This window comes from Catenuloplanes niger (assembly GCF_031458255.1).
Classification (GTDB): domain Bacteria; phylum Actinomycetota; class Actinomycetes; order Mycobacteriales; family Micromonosporaceae; genus Catenuloplanes; species Catenuloplanes niger.
On the sequence record NZ_JAVDYC010000001.1, the window covers coordinates 8,041,530 to 8,058,107 of the forward strand.

A 16,578-nucleotide genomic window follows, 5' to 3' on the forward strand; every position below is an offset into this window, starting at 1 on the left:
ACCAGGGTTGTTCATCGGGTGGCCGGTGCGGTGGTGCCCGTACCGGCGTGCTGCCGCAGGATCGCGACACCACGAGGGGCGAGCGTCGCCCCGTTGTGCATCGGGGCGCCGGTGAGCACGTCCACGGCGTCCCCCTCGAAGGGCACGGAGACGGTGCCGTCCCCGTGGTTGAGCACCCAGAGCAGATCGCCGCGGCGCACCGCCTCGACCCCCTCGGGAAGGTCCATTCCGGACACTCCGGCGTCCGCGAGGAACCTCTCGGTGAGCTCCGACAGGCCGGCCGCGTCCGGGAGAGTGCCGACGTACCAGGCGACGCCGGCGCCGAACTCGTGCCGGGTGACGGCCGGCCCGCCGTCGTCGAACACGGCGATCACGTCGGCGCCGTCGCTACGCAGACTCTCGGTCCAGTCCCGGGCCGTGAAACCGGACCCTGTGAAACCGGTTTCATCGCGCCACGAGCAGTGCACGGGCTGATCGACCGGGTGCCACGCCTCGCCGGAGACGCCGAGCACCTCGCGCAGCGGCGCCGGGAACCGTCCGGTGTGGAGGTGGCCACGCGGGTCCGCGATGCCGGAGAACGGCCCGACCACGAGCACGCCGCCGGCCCGCACGTGTTCCGTCAGTGCCGCGGCGTCCGCCTCGCTGATCAAGAACAGATCAGGGGCGATGACCAGGGGGTACGGGGAGAGCTCCGACGACGGCCGCGCGAGGTCCACGGTCACGCCCCGCTGCCAGAGCGGGTGATAGTAGTCGGTCAGCTGCTCGATCACGGACAGTCGGTCGCTGGGCCGGGCCCGCTCCTCCGCCGCCCACCAGCTGTGCCAGTCGTGCAACATCGCGACCTGCGCGCTCACGACCGTACCCGCGACGTCCTTGAGCCCTTGAAGTTCCTGACCGTGGGCGCGCACCTCGGCGTGGGCGGCCGTGTCCGGGCCCGCCAGCGGCAGCATCGCGGAGTGGAAGCGCTCCGCGCCGAACGCGGACTGCCGCCACTGGAAGTAGCAGGACCCGTCCGCGCCGCGCGCCACCGCCTGCAGCGACTCCAGCCGCAGCTGCCCGGCCGGCTTCGGCAGGTTGTGCGGCCGCCAGTTGACCGCGCCGGTGGACTGCTCCATCAGCATCCACGGCCGGCCGCCGGCCAGCGAGCGCATCAGGTCGTGGGTGAGCGCGGCGCGGACCGGGAAGCGCGGGTCGGCCAGGTCCGGGTACCAGTCGTTGGAGATCACATCCTGCTCCGGTGCCCAGGACCAGTAGTCGACCGGCTTGAAGAACCCCATGTAGTTCGTGGTGACCGGGATGCCGGGGGAGTGCGCGCGGAGCACGTCCCGCTCGGCCGTGAACTGCTCCAGCAGCGCGTCCGAGCAGAACCGGGCCCAGTCCAGCTTCTGCGACGGGTTGATGATGTACGGCGCGGTGCGCGGCGGGATGATCTCGGCCCAGTCGGAGTAGTGCTGCGACCAGAACGTGGTGCCCCAGGCCTCGTTGAGCGCGGCCAGGTCGCCGTACTTCGCGGTCAGCCAGCGCCGGAAGTTCGCCGCGGTCAGGTCGCAGTGGCAGACCTGACCGTACTCGTTGCCGACGTGCCACATGACGACGGCCGGGTGGCCGGCGTACCGCTCCGCCAGCGCGGTCGTGATTTCCAATGATTTTTCGCGATACACCGGCGACGACGGGCACCACTGGTTGCGCGCGCCGTAGTGCAGGACCGTCCCGTTCTCGTCCACCGGCAGCGTCTCCGGCCAGCGGTGCCCCATCCACGGCGGCGGCGACGCGGTCGGCGTGGCCAGGTCGACCGCCACCCCGGCGCCGTGCATCAGGTCCAGCACCCGGTCCAGCCAGGCGAAGTCGCGCTCACCCGGCGACGGCTCCAGCCGCCCCCAGCTGAACACGCCCACGGTGACCAGGTTGACGCCGGCCGCCCGCATCAGCGCCGCGTCCTCCTCCCACACGTGCTCCGGCCACTGCTCCGGGTTGTAGTCACCGCCGAAGAGCAGGCCGCGGCCTCGGGTCACGGTGTGCAGGCCGGGTCGGTCCGCGCTCACGCTCGTACCTCCTTGTGGTCTTCCCGCGGTGCGGCGGAACTGTCACCGATCACCAGGCGGCAGGGCACCAGTTCACCGCCGGGCGGCGGGCCCGCGGTGTCGTCCGCGAGCTGCTCGATCAACATCTGCGCGCCGCGCCGGCCGAGCTCCAGGCTGGGCGGCTCCAGTGTGGTCAGTCGCGGCCGGAACATGGACGCCACCTGCGCGGACGTCAGGACCATCACGACCGTCAGATCCCCGGGTACGTGCAGGCCGCGCTCCTCCGCCGCCGCCAGCACGCCGACGGCCGCCTGGTCGGAGAAGACCGCCACGGCCGTGACCTCGGGGTGCGTGGCCAGCAGCCCGTCCAGCGCGGCCCGGCCCTGCTCCGCGGTGTCCGCGTCGAAGCCGTCGGCGTAGCTCATCCCGGCCTCCTTCGCGGCGGCCGCGATCTCCTCACCGATCCGGACGACCGGTCCGTAGTCCCCGGTGTAGGCGTCCCGGGTGTGGTTGATGAACGCCATCGTGCGGTGGCCGAGCCCGGTCAGGTGCTCCACCACGTCCGCGCCGAGCCGGCCGAAGTCGATGTCCGCGAACCACAGCCGCTCCGGGTGCCGGGTGCGGCCGATCAGCGCGAACGGCACGTTCTCGCCGGTCAGCAGCGCGACCCGCTCGTCGTCCAGCCGGACCTCCATCAGCAGCACGCCGTCGAGCAGGCCGGTGCCGGTCAGGTAGCGCAACTCGTCCAGCGGATCCGCGTTCTCCGGGGAGAGCAGCAGGTGGTAGCCCAGCTCGCTGGCGGCCGCGGCCGCACCGGTCGCGAACTGCATCTCGGTCAGGCCGAACCCACCGGCCGGTGCCGGGTAGTGCAGCGCCAGGATCCGGGTCCGCTTCGAGACCAGGCCGCGGGCCAGCACGTTCGGCCGGTACCCGAGCTCGGCGGCCGCGGCCAGGATCCGGCGCTTCGTCTCGGCCGCGACCGGGCGCGTGCCGTTCAGCGCAGCGGACGCGGTGGAGACCGCGACATTCGCCCGCGTGGCTACGTCCCGTAGCGAACCCATGCGCCACCGATCCTCGTCGTCCGTTGGCCGTCGAAACGTTTCGCAAAAGCTAGGCCTGTGACTCTGAACATGTCAATGGCGTTACGTGAACAATTCTGCGGGCCGAACGGTGATCATTTCGCGACGGTGGGTAATCGGGTCCGGCGCCGTCGTCTACTGTGGAACTCCCGCGCCGGGGAGGGCCGACCCGTGACCTCACCGATCGACCGGGCCGTCTCGGACTCCGTCCGGCTCCGGAACCACCGGCTCGGCGGCACCGGCGGCGCCGGTGCGAGCGTCGACCGGGAGTTTGAGTCGGTGCACGGCCGCCGGTCGACATCGTGATGCGGGCCGGCTCAACTGTCGCTTCGAGCGGTCGTAGCTGACGCCCCGGACCACCGCGGTCCGGGGCGTTGTCCGCGTCTACGGCGTCAGGCGTCCGGGAGGCCCTCGATGAGCCTGCCGACCACCTGTCGCCGCCACTCGACGATCTGCCACGTGGCGACGACGGACGTTCCGTCGATCCGGGCGTGGTACATGTCCTCGAAGTCATCGTCGATGATGCCTGAGTGCCCGCCGAGCTGATCGGCGCCGACGGGCTCCGGGTCCTTCTGGAGTGCGTCAACCCACGCTTGCACGCGTTCGATCTCGATGGCGCTGGGCTTGTGCTCGGCGATCCAGTCCGCGATGAGCTGGTCGAAACCGGTAACCGCGTACGGCCTATCGGTCATGGCCGACCGTCCCCGGGGTGAGCTGCGCGGCGAGCGCGGCACGGAACGCGGGGTCCGTGAGGCGCGGGTCGGGCAGGCTCGCCGGGGACGGGGCGGCGAAGAAGGCGTGCAGTTCGGCGTGGTCGATCGGGCGGTTGTCGCGGTGGGCGTTGACCCAGGGAGATTCCTGGCGGGTCAGGTGACGCAACTGCCGGCTGTCGAGTGCGCCGTAGCGCCAGGTCACGTGGTCGACGACCGCGGCGGCGGCTTCGGGGAGTGTGTCGCCGCCGGCCGGTTGGTGTGCCTCGTCGAGGGCCGGTATGTGCGGGCCGTCGTCGGTGGCGATCATGTCGGCGTCGAACAGGGGTTTGTCGTATTCCGCGAGGTAGTGGCCTTGCGTGTAGTAGACGAGCCGGTGGATGTCTTCCGGTGGGAGGCCGGGTAGCCGTCGGGTGACGGCCGCGGCTACGTCGTGGACGGTTGCGGTCATCGGGCGACCGTAGCGACCCCCGGTTGATGATCGGCAGGGGTTGTCCAGGCCGGAAATTTCATACACCCGTTCGGGTTGACGGCTGACGGCGATGACCATGGCGCTGCCTCCGCGGGGATCGACCGGCATCAACCACATACGGTATTGATCCCATTACACGATCAGCAGTGTCCGTTTTTGCAACTGCCGCCCACCGGCGGCGGGTGGGTTCGTGGTGCGGTGGCCGGCTCGCGGGGCGGTGCGGGTGGGTGCTGTCGTGGATTCCGGCACCGCGGCCGCGCGGGCGGGTGGGTCAGGCCGGGGTGCAGAGGCGGGCCAGGGCCGCGAGCTGGGCGCCGTGGCGTGGTGTGACGAGCTGGATCGGGGCGTGCTGCCAGCGGGCGTGTGCGTCCTCCGGGGTGAGGCCGGTGGCCGCGCCGATGTCGGACCAGGACGCGCCCAGTTCCCGGGCCCGGCCGACCGCGGTCAGCACGTGGTCGCCGGCCAGCCGGAGCAGCGAGGCCAGCAGGCCCTCCCGGATCGGGGCGATGTGGTCGGCGTACTCGTGGCCGCTGATCAGATCGATCGTGTCCATCGGCGGCGACGGGTGCGCGGACCAGACCCGGCGGGCCGGGAGGTCCTGGTCGCCCGGGCCGGTCGCGCGCCGCCAGTGGGTGCCGTGCCAGCCGCACGAGCAGACGTGGGCCCAGCCGGTGATCTCGGTGTCCGGGCGCGCGTGGTACTCGTCCGGCTCCAGTTCCCGGTCGCCGACGCGGACGACGAGGACCTTTCCCGCCGCGTACGCCGCGCCGACGCCGCCGTCCGCGAACGTCGCACCGAGCAGACCCTCGTGCCGCATCATCGCCTCCTAGAGTCCCGTACAGGGGTTGCCGTTCACCGCGCACCGGTCCGGCACGTCGGCGCCGTCCTCCCGGTTGAAATGGAATCTCAGCGGTACGCTGCCGCCCGCGCTCACCGGCACACCGGACCGCCACGTGTACGTGCGGCCGTCCACCTCCAGCGTGGCCTGCGGCGCGCCCTCCACCCACGACGTGACCAGCCCGGTCATCGAGGCCGGCACGGTCAGCGTGACCGTCCAGGCGGTGTCCGTGCGCGCCGGGTTCTCGACCAGCACCTCGCCGATGAACCCGCCGGGGAAGGCGTCGACCACCCGGTACGTACCGCCCGGTCCGCTGCTCGGCCTTTGCCGGGCCGGCGCCGAGCCGGTGGCCCGCGCGCGCTCCGGTGTGCTCCGCTGCGCCTCCGGCACCCGCCGGTCCGGCGCGTCCCGCTTCGGGTCGGCCACCCCGATCGCCGCCTCCGGCCGGTCGTCCGCCGCCCCGGCCGCGCCGGGTGCCGGCGTCCCGGAGGCCGATGCCCCGGACGCCGGTGCCGTGGGGTCCGGTGCCGTGGGGTCCGGTGTCTCGGGGGAGAACGGTGGCAGCGGTGCCGCCCGGCCCGGCGGCGGCACGGGATCGTCGCCGCGCACCGCGTAGCCCGCGACCGTGACCAGGGAGCCCAGCAGGAACGCGACCGCCACGCCGGTGGGCAGCCACGGCGCAAGGTTACGGAGCGTTGTCGCCGCCGGCATCGCTCGCCTCTCCGGTAGGAACAGGGGCCACAGACTACCCGCACCGGGCGACGAACGGTCGGACGAGACACATCGGACAGCCGTCGGTAGGGTGCCCGGGACGCCTGTCACTTCCCGTCGAGGAGACTCCCGTGGGCCGTTTCGACCTGCCCGACCCGGACACGCTGCGCGCCCGCGAGAAGCTCGTCCTCGACCACTTCCACGACGAGGTCCGCCAGGAGTGGGACGACGTGCTGGCCACGTTCCCGCACCCGCACTACGAGCTGATCGCCATGATGACGGTCCACGACGGCGACGCCGCGGTCCGCCGCTACTACGACGACACGCGCGTCGCGTTCCCGGACCAGGATCACGAGATCATCGCGGTCCGGCACAGCGCCGACGCGGTCATCGTCGAGTTCTGGCTGATCGGCACGCACCTCGGCCCGCTCAACGGCATCCCGCCGACCGGTGGCCGTTTCCGGGTCCGGATGACCGGTTACTTCCTCTTCGACGAGGCCGAGAACCTCGTCTGCGAACGCGTCTACTTCGACCGCCTCACCATGTTCTCCCAGCTCCTCGCGGCCCAGGACATGCGTGACCCCCGCACCTGGTGGTGGCTCGTCCGGGCGCTGCGCGGCCTGGCGAGGATGGGCTCCACCCCCGACCCGCGCCTCACCGACACGACACCCCCGGACCTCTCGCACTGACCGGTTCGGCGGGTCAGCCGCTCCGGAGGACGGCGGCCTCGGCGGCGCGGCGGTCCGGGTCCATGGCCGGGCGCCGCACACCGGCCCGGTGCCGGTTGTTGCGCGGGTCCTGCCGGCCGGACCGGTGGCCGGCGCCGTCGGCCACGTCGCGGGTCTGTCAGGCGGTCGCCTCCAGGACCGCGCGGGCCGGCTGCCCCTCGGCGATGCAGAGCCGGTAGCGGCCGTCGTCCTGTGTGACGCACCCGACGTGCGCGAGCGTGTGCGGGATGCCGCGCGCGGCCGCCTGGGCCGGGCCGAGCGCGTCCGCTATCTCCTTGACCCGCAGGCCGGCGGGTGCGGCACCGATCAGCCGGAGCATCGCGGACGACCGCTCGATGGACTGGATCAAGCCCGGTGCGTGCGACATTGTCGCACGCGAGGCGTTGTCGCGGGGTCCGTCGGTTCATACCGTCGGGATGATCCGGCAATCGAGAGGAAACACTGTGGCGGACTTCGTCGGCGCGGGATCCCGGTCTGCGGGTACCGGTGGCGCGCGGCGAGATCCCGGCCGGCCCCGTGGACACCTGGCCACCGTGGAACCTGACCGGCGGGGAGGTGTTCGCCACCGACGTGACGAACGCCAGCCGTACGCAGCTGATGTCCCTGGAGACGATGAGCTGGGACCCGCGGCTGCTCGCGCTCCTCGACATCCCCGCCGAGACGCCGCCGGAGATCCGGTCGTCGTCCGCGCACCGAGGGCTTCCGCGCCGCGCACCCGGACGACACCTGGGCCGCGCCTCGCTCCGACCCCACTTCGACCCAGGGCCTGATTGGCGGGAATCCCGCCGCTGGCAGACCTCCTGGCCGGCCGACCGCCGGGACCAGGGACACACACGCTGGAAGGCCGCCGTCGAGCGCACCTTCGGACTAGGGGATATCTGATGTTGACACCATCGGCGCGTACGGCGGCGCTGGCCGCCATGACCGGACAGGAGCTCGACGTCCTCGTCGTCGGCGGCGGCGTGACCGGCGCCGGCGCCGCGCTCGACGCGGCCACCCGCGGGCTCACCGTCGGCCTGGTCGAGGCACGCGACTTCGCCAGCGGCACGTCCAGCCGGTCCAGCAAGCTCATCCACGGCGGCGTGCGCTACCTGGAGATGCTCGACTTCGGACTGGTCCGCGAGGCACTGCGGGAACGCGGCCTGCTGATCCAGAAGCTCGCACCGCACCTGGTCCGGCCGGTGCCGTTCCTCTACCCGCTGCGGCACGTCGGCTGGGAACGGCTCTACGTCGGCGCCGGGATCTTCCTCTACGACGCGCTGAGCGTCTCCGGAGGCACCAGCGCCGGGATTCCCAAGCACAAGCACCTGTCCCGCGGTGCCGCGCTGCGGGCGTTCCCCGGGCTGCGGCCGGAGTCGCTCTCGGGCGCGATCCAGTACTACGACGCGCAGGTCGACGACGCGCGGCACACCATGTTCCTGGCCCGGACCGCGGCCGCCCACGGCGCGCACGTCGCCTCCCGTACCGTGGTGGACGGGTTCCTCCGGTCCGCCGACGGCCGGGTCGCGGGTGTCCGGGTGACCGACGCGGAGACCGGCGCCGCGCTGGAGATCCGCGCCAAGTCGGTGATCAACGCGACCGGCGTCTGGACGGACGACCTGCAGTCGCTGCTGCCGGAGCCGGGCACGTTCCGGATCACCGCGTCGAAGGGCATCCACCTGGTGGTGCCGCGGTCCGCGATCCCCGGCCACTCCGGCATGATCCTGCGCACCGCGACCAGCGTGCTCTTCGTCATCCCGTGGGACCGGCACTGGATCGTCGGCACCACCGACACGCCGTGGACGCTGGACAAGTCCCACCCGGCCGCGTCCGGGCACGACGTCGACTACCTGCTCGAAGAGGTCAACAAGGCGCTCGTCACGCCACTGAACAGGGACGACATCCAGGGTGTCTACGCCGGGCTGCGCCCGCTGATCTCCGCGACCGCGGCGAACACGGCCAGGCTGTCCCGCGAGCACGCGGTCGACTCACCGGTGCCCGGGCTGGTGGTGATCGCCGGTGGCAAGTACACCACGTACCGGGTGATGGCCAAGGACGCCGTCGATCTCGCGGTCAAGGACCTGCCGTACCGCGTGCCGGCCTCGTGCACGGAGCAGGTGCCGCTGCTCGGCGCGGCCGGTTACCGCGCCGCGTGGAACCGGCGGCACGCGCTCGGCCGCGGCACCGGGCTCGGCGTCGGCATGATCGAACACCTGCTGCACCGGTACGGGACGCTGGTCGACGAGGTGCTGGGGCTGATCACGGCGGACCCGTCGCTGGGCGCGCCGATGCCGGGCGCGCCGGAGTACCTGACCGCGGAGATCGTCTACGCGGTCACCCACGAGGGCGCCCGCCATCTGGAGGACGTGCTCACCCGCCGTACCCGCATCTCGATCGAGACCGCGGACCGCGGCCGCACCGCCGCCCGCGCGGCCGCACCGCTGATCGCGCCCGCGCTCGGCTGGTCGGCGGAGGACGTGGCCCGGGAGATCGGCCACTACGAGTCCCGCGTCGCGGCCGAGCTCGCCGCGCAGTCCGCACCGGACGACGCCGGCGCGGACGCGCTGCGCCGCGAGGCCCCGGAGATCGTGCCGGTCTGACCGCCCGGTGACCGGCCGCCCTCCCGCGGCCGGTCACCGGTCTCCATATTCACGCCGTGCGAACATTCCTCCCGCGGTACGGGCCGGGCGGCGTCATCCTCGCCGTGCTCGCCGCGCTCGTCGGTGGTGTCCTCGCGGCGGCGCCGGCCAACCGGCTCGCCTGGAACCGTGCCTCACCGCCCTGGCCCTGGCACCGATCGTCGCGCTGCTGACCCCGCCGCTCGCCGGGGCGCGGGTCAGGGCGTCAGCACCTCGACCGTGACCGCGGTGACGTCGCCGGGGGAGAGGCCGTTCCTCTCCCGGACCGCGCGCTTGACCGGGAGCACGTAGGCGCCGCGCCGGCTGTCCGGGAAGATCGAGGTGCTCCACTCGCTGCGGCCGACGACGGCGCGGACCTTGACCGCGCCGAAGCCGCGCCGCAGCCCGCCGGTCAGATGCTTGATGTCCTCGGAGACGTCCTCCGGCAGGCTGACGAACGTCCAGCTCTCCCGGCGGGCGTCCCACTCCCAGAGCGGCGCCTCGAACTCGATGATCACCGGGACAGCACCGCCACCAGGAAGTCGGCGTCCGGCCCGAACGGGCGCAGGTCCCACGTGCCCAGCAGCAGCGACGCGTCCAGCCCGGCCTCCTTGACGTCCGTGAGGTAGGCGTCGAAGTCGTAACCGCGGCCGGCGCCGAAGCCGGTGACCACGCGACCGCCGTCGGCCAGGTGACCGGCGAAGCGGCGCAGGATCTCCACGCGCGTGGACGGCGCCACGAACGTCAGCACGTTGCCCGCGCAGACGATCACGTCGAACCGGTCCGGCAGGCTCAGCTCGGCGAGATCACCGACGAGCCACCGCGTCTGCGGGTACGTCGCCCGCGCGTCCTCGATCAGCTCCGGGTCCAGGTCGACACCGGTCACGGTGTGCCCGGCCGCGGCCAGCAGCCCGCCGACCCGCCCGGTCCCGCAGCCCGCGTCCAGGATCCGCGCGCCGCGCGGCACCATCGCGTCGATCATGCGCGCCTCGCCACCCAGATCGGCCCCGCGCGCCGCCATGTCCCGGAACCGCTGGATGTACCACTGCGCATGCCCCGGGTTCTCCGCGACCTGCCGCAGCCACAGATTCTCCTCGGTCATGGCCACCTCACCCCGTACCCTCAAGATCGGCTCTCTGCCCGTCAAACCTAACCCGCGCGCCGCGCCGCCGTTATTCGCGTGTCCGCGGCACGGCCGGCCGCGCGTCCCGGGGTGCCCGGGGGTCGGCCCAGAGGGCGAGCAGGCGCATGTTGTCGTGGGACGGGCTGCCGGGGTCGGTGTTGTAGACGAAGAGGGTCTGGTCGTCGTCGCCGGGCAGGGACAACGCCTCGTAACGGATGGTGATCGGGCCGACCGCGGGGTGCAGCAGGCGCTTGGTGCCGTGCGTACGTTCGTGCACGCGGTGGCCGTTCCACCAGGTGCGGAACTCGGCGCTCTTGATCGTCAGTTCGCCGACCAGCTCGTTGAGCCGCACGTCGTCGGGGTGGCGGCCGGCGTACAGCCGCAGCGTGCCGACCACCTCGGCCGCGACGGTCCGCCAGTCGGCGAAGAGGTCGCGCGCGGCCGGGTCGAGGAAGACCCAGCGGGTGTAGTTGCGTTCCCGGGGCGGCCGGCTCGGCCAGTCCGCGAGCAGCGCGCGGGCCAGCGGGTTCGCCGCGAGGACGTCGGTGCGCCGGCCGATGATGAACGCCGGGTGCTCGGTCATCGACGCGATCAGCTGCTGCATCGCCGGCCGCACCTTCTGCGACGGGACCCGCTCGGCCCGGCGGCGCGCCGGTCTCGCCAGGTCGGCCAGGTGCGCGTGACCGGCCGCGTCGAGGCCGAAGACCCGGCCCAGCGCGTCGATCACCGTCTCGGACGGCGTGGTGTGCCGGCCCTGCTCCAGCCGCGTGTAGTAGTCGACGCTCACGCCGGCCAGCTGCGCGACCTCCTCCCGGCGCAGGCCGCGCACCCGCCGTCCCTGTCCCGCGTCCGCCGGCGCCGTGTTCGCCCGGCACGCGCGCAGGAACTCTCCCAGTGCGGAACGACCATCCATGTCATTCATGGTGGCGCATCCGGCCGCCGGCGGCAGCGGCCCGGGTGGGCACGCCGTTCCCAGGTACGGGTGGGCCAGCTCGGCGCTGTCCGGCGGGCCGCCGGCGTCGAAGCATTGAGTCCGTCACCACGACTCGAGGAGTTACCCATGAACTGGTTCGTCACCGGCACGTCCCGCGGCCTCGGCCTGGAGCTGGTCACGCAGCTGCTCGCCCGGGGCGACAGCGTCGCGGCGACCACCCGCTCCACCGCCCGGCTGACCGCGGCACTCGGTGCCGCCGACACCGCGCGGCTGCTTCCGCTGGAGGTCGACCTGGCCGACGAGCGGCAGGTCACCGCGGCCGTGACCGCGGCGAAGGAGCGCTTCGGCCGGATCGACGTGGTCGTCAACAACGCGGGGTACGGCTTCCTGGGCGCGGTCGAGGAGACCACGGACGCCGAGGTGCGGCAGATGTTCGACGTCCAGATCTTCGGCGTCTGGAACGTGCTGCGCGCGGTGCTGCCGGACTTCCGGGCCGAGCGCCGCGGGCACGTCATCAACGTCAGCTCGATCCTCGGCCTGACCACGTTCCCGGGCTGGGCGCTCTACTGCGCCGGCAAGTACGCGCTGGAGGGCCTGACCGGGTCGCTGGCCGCGGAGGTCGCCGAGTTCGGCGTCCGGGTCAACCTGGTCGAGCCGGGCTACTTCCGCACCGACTTCCTGCGCCCGCACTCGCTCGGCCTGCCCACCGGCACCGTCGAGGGCTACGGCGCCATCCGCGAGATGACCGACGCCCACCTCGCCATGCCGGGCACCCAGCTCGGCGACCCGGTCAAGGCCGCCGAGGCGATCATCACGGTCGCGGTGCGGGGCGGGGCGCCGCTGCACCAGCTGCTCGGCTCCGACTCGTACGACCTGGCCAGGGCCGCGGTCGGCGCGCTCGCCGGCGACATCGAGGCCGGCCGCGAGCTGGCCGTCAGCACGGACTTCGCCGGTTAACGCGACTCCAGCGCCGCCAGGTCCCGCTCCGCGTAGAGCCGGTGCTGCCACTCCTCGTTGAGCACGGTCAGCAGGCAGTCCGAGACCGGGTACGAGTCGCCCTCCGCCGGCCAGCCCGGGCCCCTCGCGGGCGCGGTCGGCGCGGCCAGCGACTCCGGCGTGAGCGAGGCGATCACGTCGCGGACGCCGGACATGCGGTCGGCGCGCAGGGCCAGCACGTCGTCCAGCGCCGGCCGGGCGTCCCGGTCCCACGGCACGCCCGGGGTCGGCGTCATGCCGTCCCACGGCAGGTCGAGCGGGTGCCACGGCGACGGGTCACCCTGGATCCCGCGCCGCACCCAGGCGTCGGTGGCGAAGACCAGGTGGCGCAGCGTCTCGATGAACGACCACTCGTCGTCGACCCGCTCGTGCAGCAGCGCCGGGTCGAGCCGTCGCGCCCGGTCGACGGTCTCCGCCCAGATGCGCTCGACCACCTCCCACGCGGTGACGTAACCGTCCGGGGTGGTCGGGCGCATCAGCGGGCGGCGGGGGTCGCGGCGGTCCAGCTCCGCCTCGATCAGCGGCGCCACGTCGACGCCGTTGATCACGAGGTTGCGGACCTCGCCGTCGATGTCCACGTCGGACAGCCAGACCCCGCGCATCCGCGCCCGGTGGAAGTCGACGTCGTGGAAGCGGGCGCCGGCCAGCCGCACCGTCCGGAAGCGCGCGCCGCTCAGGTCCTGCCCGGTGAAGTCCGCCATGGTCAGAGGGTACGCACGGCGACGGTCTCACCGTCGGCGACCTCGCCGGTGCGGACGAACCCGAGCCCGCGGTAGAACGGTTCCGGGCCGCCGTCGCGCGGCACGTAGGTCACGTAGCACGCCGTGGTCCCGCGGGAGCGCAGCTCGGCGCAGGCCGCCTCGACCGCGAACGTGCCGTACCCCTTGCCCTGCTCGCCGCCGGCGATGTTGAGGCGCCACAGGCCGGAGCGCCGGTCGGTGTCGTCCGGGTCCCGCCACGGCAGGTCCACGAATGCCATCAGGAACCCGACCAGCCGGTCATCGTCGTAGACCAGCCGGGGCCAGGCGTGGTCGCCGTACGCGTACGCCTCCGCGAGCGAGTGCTCGACGGACGCCACCAGATCCTGCTGGTCGTCGCGGACCGACAGCTTCAGCGCGGCCTCGTAGTTCCTCGGTGTCACGCGTTCCAGACGCATGACCGCAGGATAGGCGTCAGGGGTGAGCGATTTTCGGGTCCTTACCGGCCGGTTTGCGGATCGGTGGTTGACCCCGACGCGACGTCATGGTTTGCCATGGTGGGGTGAAACGAGCTTCGGGGGCGTACCTCGCCTCATACGTGCTGTCGTTGCTCGGCAACTCGGTTGCCGGGGTGGCGTTGCCGCTGATCGTGCTGCAGACCACCGGGAGCGTGCTGGCCACCGGCGCGGTGGCGATCGCGTCGGCGTTACCGGCGGCAGTCGCCGGCCTGCTGATGGGCGTGGTGATCGACCGGATCAACCGGCGGACCGCGTCCGTGCTGACGGATCTGGTGTCGGCGGCGTCGATCGCGGCGCTGCCGTTGCTGGACTCGGCGGTCGGGCTGTCGCTGGGCTGGTTCGTGCTGTCCGCGGTGATCGGCTCGTTCGGGGACGTGCCGGGGCTGACGGCACGGGAGGCGATGCTGCCCGGGATCGTGCGCAGCGGCGGGCTGGGCACGGAACGGCTGCTCGGGCTGCGGGAGGCGAGCGGCGCGGTGGTGACGCTGATCGGGCCGGGCGTGGCGGGCGTGCTGGTCACCACGTTCGACGGTACGGGGGTCCTCTGGGTCACGGCCGCGCTCTCCGGCGCAGCGGCCCTGGTCACGCTGCTGATCCCGCGCGAGGCCGGCGCGCTCGCGACCACCGGCCCGCTCGGCGCGCCCACCCCGACCGGACCGGTGGGCGCGGGTCCGGGGCGGGTGCGGTTGCGGGACGGCTGGCGGGTGCGGTTGCGGGACGGCTGGCGGGTGCTGATCGGGTCACCGTTCCTGGTGGTGACGACCGTGTTGAGCACGGTGCTGGTGCTGGTGCTGAGCGCGTTCCAGGCGCTGGTGCTGCCGGTGTACTTCACCCTCGCCGGCCGCCCGGAGCTGCTCGGGTTCGTGCTCAGCGCGCTCGCGCTCGGCCTGCTCGCCGGCGGCGGCACCTACGCGGCCGTGGGTGGCCGGGGACCGCGCCGGGCCTGGTTCGTGGTCGGCGCGCTGTGCACGGTCGCCGGGTTCGGCGGGATGGCGTCGCTGGCGTCACCGTGGCTGGTGCTGGCGGCGGCGGGCGTGGTCGGGCTCGGCAACGGCCTGTTCGGCAGCCTGCTCGGCGTGCTCATGGTGGAGCGGATCCCGGACGGCATGCGCGGCCGCATCATGGGCACGCAGAATGCGATCATGACGCTCGCCCCGGCGCTCGGCATGGGGGCGGCCGCGGTGCTGACCGAGTGGTCCGGCGCCCGGACGGCCGCGGTCGCGCTGGCCGTGGCCTGGGCGGTCACCGCGGCCTACGCTCTGTGGGCACCGGCGCTCCGCACCCTGAGGCCCGCCGGGCCGCCCGCCACCCGCGCACCACGGCCGGACCAGCCGGCACGGCAGCCGGACCTGCCGGACCAGCCCGAGCGGCAGGACGGGCAGCCGGACCAGGCGGAGCGGTGGCCGGGGCAGCGCGAGCGGGTGCCGGAACGGCGTGAGCAGGAGCCGGAACGGCGTGAGCAGGAGCCTGGGGAGCTGGTGGGATGAACAGCGGCGAGATCGCCCGGCTGGCCGGGGTCAGCGTGCGCACGCTGCGGCACTATCACCGGGTCGGCGTGCTGCCGGAGCCGCGGCGGCGGGCGAACGGCTATCGGGAGTACGCGGTCGGCGACCTGATCCTGTTGCTGCGCGTCCGCCGGCTGACCGAGATCGGCGTGCCGCTCGACGAGATCCCGGCGCTGCTGGGGTCGGCGACGCACGCGGACTCCGTGCTGGAGCAGCTGGACGCGGAGCTGGCCGCGCAGATCGCGCGGCTCACCGCCCGCCGCGATGTGATCGCCCGGCTGCGGGCGGCCGGTGCCAGCCCGGACACGCCGCCGGAGCTGGCCGGGCTGCTCGGTGCCTACGACGCGACCGGGCTGCCGCCGGCGTTGCTGGCGCAGGACCGGGACCTGTCGATCCTGCTGCACCACCTGCTGGACGAGGACGGCCGGCGGGAGCTGCGCGACTTCTACGTCGCGCTGAACCGGCCGGACCTGCTCGCCGAGTTGAGCGCGCTCTCCGGCCGGTTCGCGGCGCTGGACGGGGAGACGCCGGAGCGTGAGCGGGACGAGCTGCTGGCCGCGTACCGGCGGGTGTTCGCGCGCGTCTTCGCGGGCGGTTATCCGGCGATCCACGCGCCGCAGGTGGACCCGCTGTTCGCCGACTACGGGGACGCGATGTTCAACGACACGCAGCGCGCGTTCCTGGCCCGGATGGTGGCGGACGTCCAGCACGCGGAGCGGGACACCCGCGCCCGGCCGGGTACGCCCGGGGCCTGAGTGCGGGCACGGCGGGTGCACCCGCACCGTACCGCTGGATGATCTGCTTTCGCTTCGCCGCAGATAGGCGAAATGCGAGTATGAGACGTGTGCTCAATGTGAGGACCATTACGGTCCGGTACGGACCAGGATGGTCCGTGAGGCACTAAGTTGGTCCACGTGCCGCGACAGACGAGACAGGAGATCGACGACGAGATCGTCGAGCATGCGGCCGCGCTCTTCGCCCGGCACGGCTTCAGGGACACGTCCGTGCAGCGCATCGCGGACGCGGCCGGCTACTCGAAGACCGGCCTGCTGCACCGCTTCCCGAGCAAGGAGGCGCTGTGGGACGCGGCCGTCGACTGCTGCGCCGGCGCGATGCGCGAGGTCGCGGAGACGGCCGCGGCCATGCCGGACGGGCCGGAGCGCGACCGCGCGGTGATCGAGCTCCTGGTGGACCTCGCGCTGTCCAGCCCCGGCCTGACCTCGCTCGCGCTGTCCTTCGTCGGCCGTCCCGCCGAGCTGACCGGTCCCGCTCAACCCGTTCAGCCCGCTCAACCCGCCGAACCCGGTGGGCCCGGTCGGTCCGGGAAGCCCGCGACGACCGGGAAGCCCGCGACGACCGGGAAGCCGGCGACGAGCGGAAGATCCGGTGGACCCGGCGAACAGGACCGGCTGGAGGGCATCGCGCGGCCGGTGATGACCGCCTTCGGCGTGCTGCCCGGCAGCACCGAGGTGGGCCGCGTGGTGCGGGTGATCGCCGCGGTCGGCGCGCTCGCGATCGCCTCGGTCGCGCTGAGCGGCGACGGCCACCCGTTCCACCAGCTGCGCGACCACGCACCCGGCGAGGTGCGCAACCACCTGGTCGCCGCGATCTACGACGCACTCGGCCACCCGCGTTAGAGAAGCACCGA

The 16,578-nt window shown here is 73.0% G+C and carries 21 protein-coding genes; 8 read left to right on the forward strand and 13 right to left on the reverse strand.

Annotated features, from left to right (window positions below):
* Positions 1-11: 11 nt before the first annotated feature.
* From J2S44_RS35300 to J2S44_RS35325, 6 genes are all read right to left on the reverse strand, one after another.
* Positions 12-2,042, reverse strand: coding sequence for a beta-galactosidase (locus tag J2S44_RS35300; RefSeq protein ID WP_310423190.1), 2,031 nt, complete (start codon positions 2,040-2,042; stop codon positions 12-14).
* Complete coding sequence (locus tag J2S44_RS35305; RefSeq protein ID WP_310423193.1) at positions 2,039-3,082, reverse strand: LacI family DNA-binding transcriptional regulator; 1,044 nt, start codon at positions 3,080-3,082, stop codon at positions 2,039-2,041. Before J2S44_RS35305 ends, J2S44_RS35300 begins: the two co-directional genes overlap by 4 nt.
* A 410-nt stretch (positions 3,083-3,492) precedes the next feature.
* Complete coding sequence (locus J2S44_RS35310) at positions 3,493-3,792, reverse strand: hypothetical protein (protein WP_310423195.1); 300 nt, start codon at positions 3,790-3,792, stop codon at positions 3,493-3,495.
* Entirely contained in the window at positions 3,782-4,360 is a 579-nt protein-coding gene (locus tag J2S44_RS35315; protein WP_310423199.1) for a Panacea domain-containing protein, read from the reverse strand. Before J2S44_RS35315 ends, J2S44_RS35310 begins: the two co-directional genes overlap by 11 nt.
* 193 nt (positions 4,361-4,553) lie before the next feature.
* Positions 4,554-5,099: a hypothetical protein gene (locus tag J2S44_RS35320; RefSeq protein WP_310423203.1), complete on the reverse strand. Its 546-nt coding sequence runs from the start codon at positions 5,097-5,099 to the stop codon at positions 4,554-4,556.
* A gap of 9 nt (positions 5,100-5,108) precedes the next feature.
* Positions 5,109-5,831: a cellulose binding domain-containing protein gene (locus J2S44_RS35325; protein ID WP_310423205.1), complete on the reverse strand. Its 723-nt coding sequence runs from the start codon at positions 5,829-5,831 to the stop codon at positions 5,109-5,111.
* Positions 5,832-5,962: 131 nt separating this feature from the next.
* On the opposite strand from J2S44_RS35325, the gene J2S44_RS35330 reads away from it, so the two are divergent.
* Positions 5,963-6,520, forward strand: a complete 558-nt coding sequence (locus J2S44_RS35330) for an ester cyclase (protein WP_310423208.1) — start codon at positions 5,963-5,965, stop codon at positions 6,518-6,520.
* 13 nt (positions 6,521-6,533) lie between these two features.
* Here the strand turns inward: J2S44_RS35330 and J2S44_RS35335 are convergent, their stop codons facing one another.
* Positions 6,534-6,665 (reverse strand): hypothetical protein, encoded by a 132-nt coding sequence (locus tag J2S44_RS35335; protein WP_310423211.1) that lies wholly within the window; start codon positions 6,663-6,665, stop codon positions 6,534-6,536.
* Between the two features lie 12 nt (positions 6,666-6,677).
* Entirely contained in the window at positions 6,678-6,926 is a 249-nt protein-coding gene (locus J2S44_RS35340; protein WP_310423214.1) for a helix-turn-helix domain-containing protein, read from the reverse strand.
* Positions 6,927-7,045: 119 nt separating this feature from the next.
* On the opposite strand from J2S44_RS35340, the gene J2S44_RS43025 reads away from it, so the two are divergent.
* Genes J2S44_RS43025 through J2S44_RS35355 form a run of 3 tightly spaced genes read left to right on the forward strand, consistent with a single transcriptional unit; the run spans position 7,046 to position 9,350 of the window.
* Positions 7,046-7,441 (forward strand): FGGY family carbohydrate kinase, encoded by a 396-nt coding sequence (locus tag J2S44_RS43025; RefSeq protein ID WP_374727940.1) that lies wholly within the window; start codon positions 7,046-7,048, stop codon positions 7,439-7,441.
* Positions 7,441-9,138 carry a glycerol-3-phosphate dehydrogenase/oxidase gene (locus J2S44_RS35350; protein ID WP_310423216.1) on the forward strand — a complete coding sequence of 566 codons (1,698 nt, stop codon included), beginning with the start codon at positions 7,441-7,443 and terminating at the stop codon, positions 9,136-9,138. The genes J2S44_RS43025 and J2S44_RS35350 overlap by 1 nt, the downstream gene beginning before the upstream one ends.
* 56 nt (positions 9,139-9,194) lie before the next feature.
* Positions 9,195-9,350 (forward strand): hypothetical protein, encoded by a 156-nt coding sequence (locus J2S44_RS35355; protein ID WP_310423219.1) that lies wholly within the window; start codon positions 9,195-9,197, stop codon positions 9,348-9,350.
* 24 nt (positions 9,351-9,374) lie between these two features.
* Here J2S44_RS35355 and J2S44_RS35360 read toward each other — a convergent pair whose 3' ends face one another.
* The 3 genes from J2S44_RS35360 to J2S44_RS35370 all read right to left on the reverse strand — a co-directional run bounded on the left by J2S44_RS35360 (position 9,375) and on the right by J2S44_RS35370 (position 11,192).
* A complete protein-coding gene (locus J2S44_RS35360; RefSeq protein WP_310423222.1) occupies positions 9,375-9,674 on the reverse strand; it encodes a DUF1905 domain-containing protein in 300 nt (99 codons plus the stop codon).
* Positions 9,671-10,258: a class I SAM-dependent methyltransferase gene (locus J2S44_RS35365; protein WP_310423225.1), complete on the reverse strand. Its 588-nt coding sequence runs from the start codon at positions 10,256-10,258 to the stop codon at positions 9,671-9,673. The genes J2S44_RS35360 and J2S44_RS35365 overlap by 4 nt, the downstream gene beginning before the upstream one ends.
* 70 nt (positions 10,259-10,328) lie before the next feature.
* Positions 10,329-11,192 carry a helix-turn-helix transcriptional regulator gene (locus J2S44_RS35370; protein WP_310423228.1) on the reverse strand — a complete coding sequence of 288 codons (864 nt, stop codon included), beginning with the start codon at positions 11,190-11,192 and terminating at the stop codon, positions 10,329-10,331.
* 147 nt (positions 11,193-11,339) lie between these two features.
* Between J2S44_RS35370 and J2S44_RS35375 the strand changes: the two genes are divergently transcribed.
* A complete protein-coding gene (locus tag J2S44_RS35375; protein ID WP_310423231.1) occupies positions 11,340-12,170 on the forward strand; it encodes an SDR family NAD(P)-dependent oxidoreductase in 831 nt (276 codons plus the stop codon).
* Here J2S44_RS35375 and J2S44_RS35380 read toward each other — a convergent pair.
* Positions 12,167-12,910, reverse strand: a complete 744-nt coding sequence (locus tag J2S44_RS35380) for a DinB family protein (protein ID WP_310423234.1) — start codon at positions 12,908-12,910, stop codon at positions 12,167-12,169. The genes J2S44_RS35375 and J2S44_RS35380 overlap by 4 nt on opposite strands.
* A gap of 2 nt (positions 12,911-12,912) precedes the next feature.
* Positions 12,913-13,365: a GNAT family N-acetyltransferase gene (locus J2S44_RS35385; protein WP_310423237.1), complete on the reverse strand. Its 453-nt coding sequence runs from the start codon at positions 13,363-13,365 to the stop codon at positions 12,913-12,915.
* Positions 13,366-13,469: 104 nt separating this feature from the next.
* Here J2S44_RS35385 and J2S44_RS35390 point away from each other — a divergent pair, with 104 nt between their 5' ends.
* The 3 genes from J2S44_RS35390 to J2S44_RS35400 all read left to right on the forward strand — a co-directional run bounded on the left by J2S44_RS35390 (position 13,470) and on the right by J2S44_RS35400 (position 16,567).
* On the forward strand, positions 13,470-14,912 hold the full coding sequence (locus tag J2S44_RS35390) for an MFS transporter (RefSeq protein ID WP_310423240.1): 1,443 nt from the start codon (positions 13,470-13,472) through the stop codon (positions 14,910-14,912).
* Entirely contained in the window at positions 14,909-15,685 is a 777-nt protein-coding gene (locus J2S44_RS35395) for a MerR family transcriptional regulator (protein WP_310423244.1), read from the forward strand. The genes J2S44_RS35390 and J2S44_RS35395 overlap by 4 nt, the downstream gene beginning before the upstream one ends.
* Before the next feature lie 159 nt (positions 15,686-15,844).
* Entirely contained in the window at positions 15,845-16,567 is a 723-nt protein-coding gene (locus J2S44_RS35400) for a TetR/AcrR family transcriptional regulator (RefSeq protein WP_310423247.1), read from the forward strand.
* The last annotated feature ends 11 nt before the right edge of the window (positions 16,568-16,578 follow it).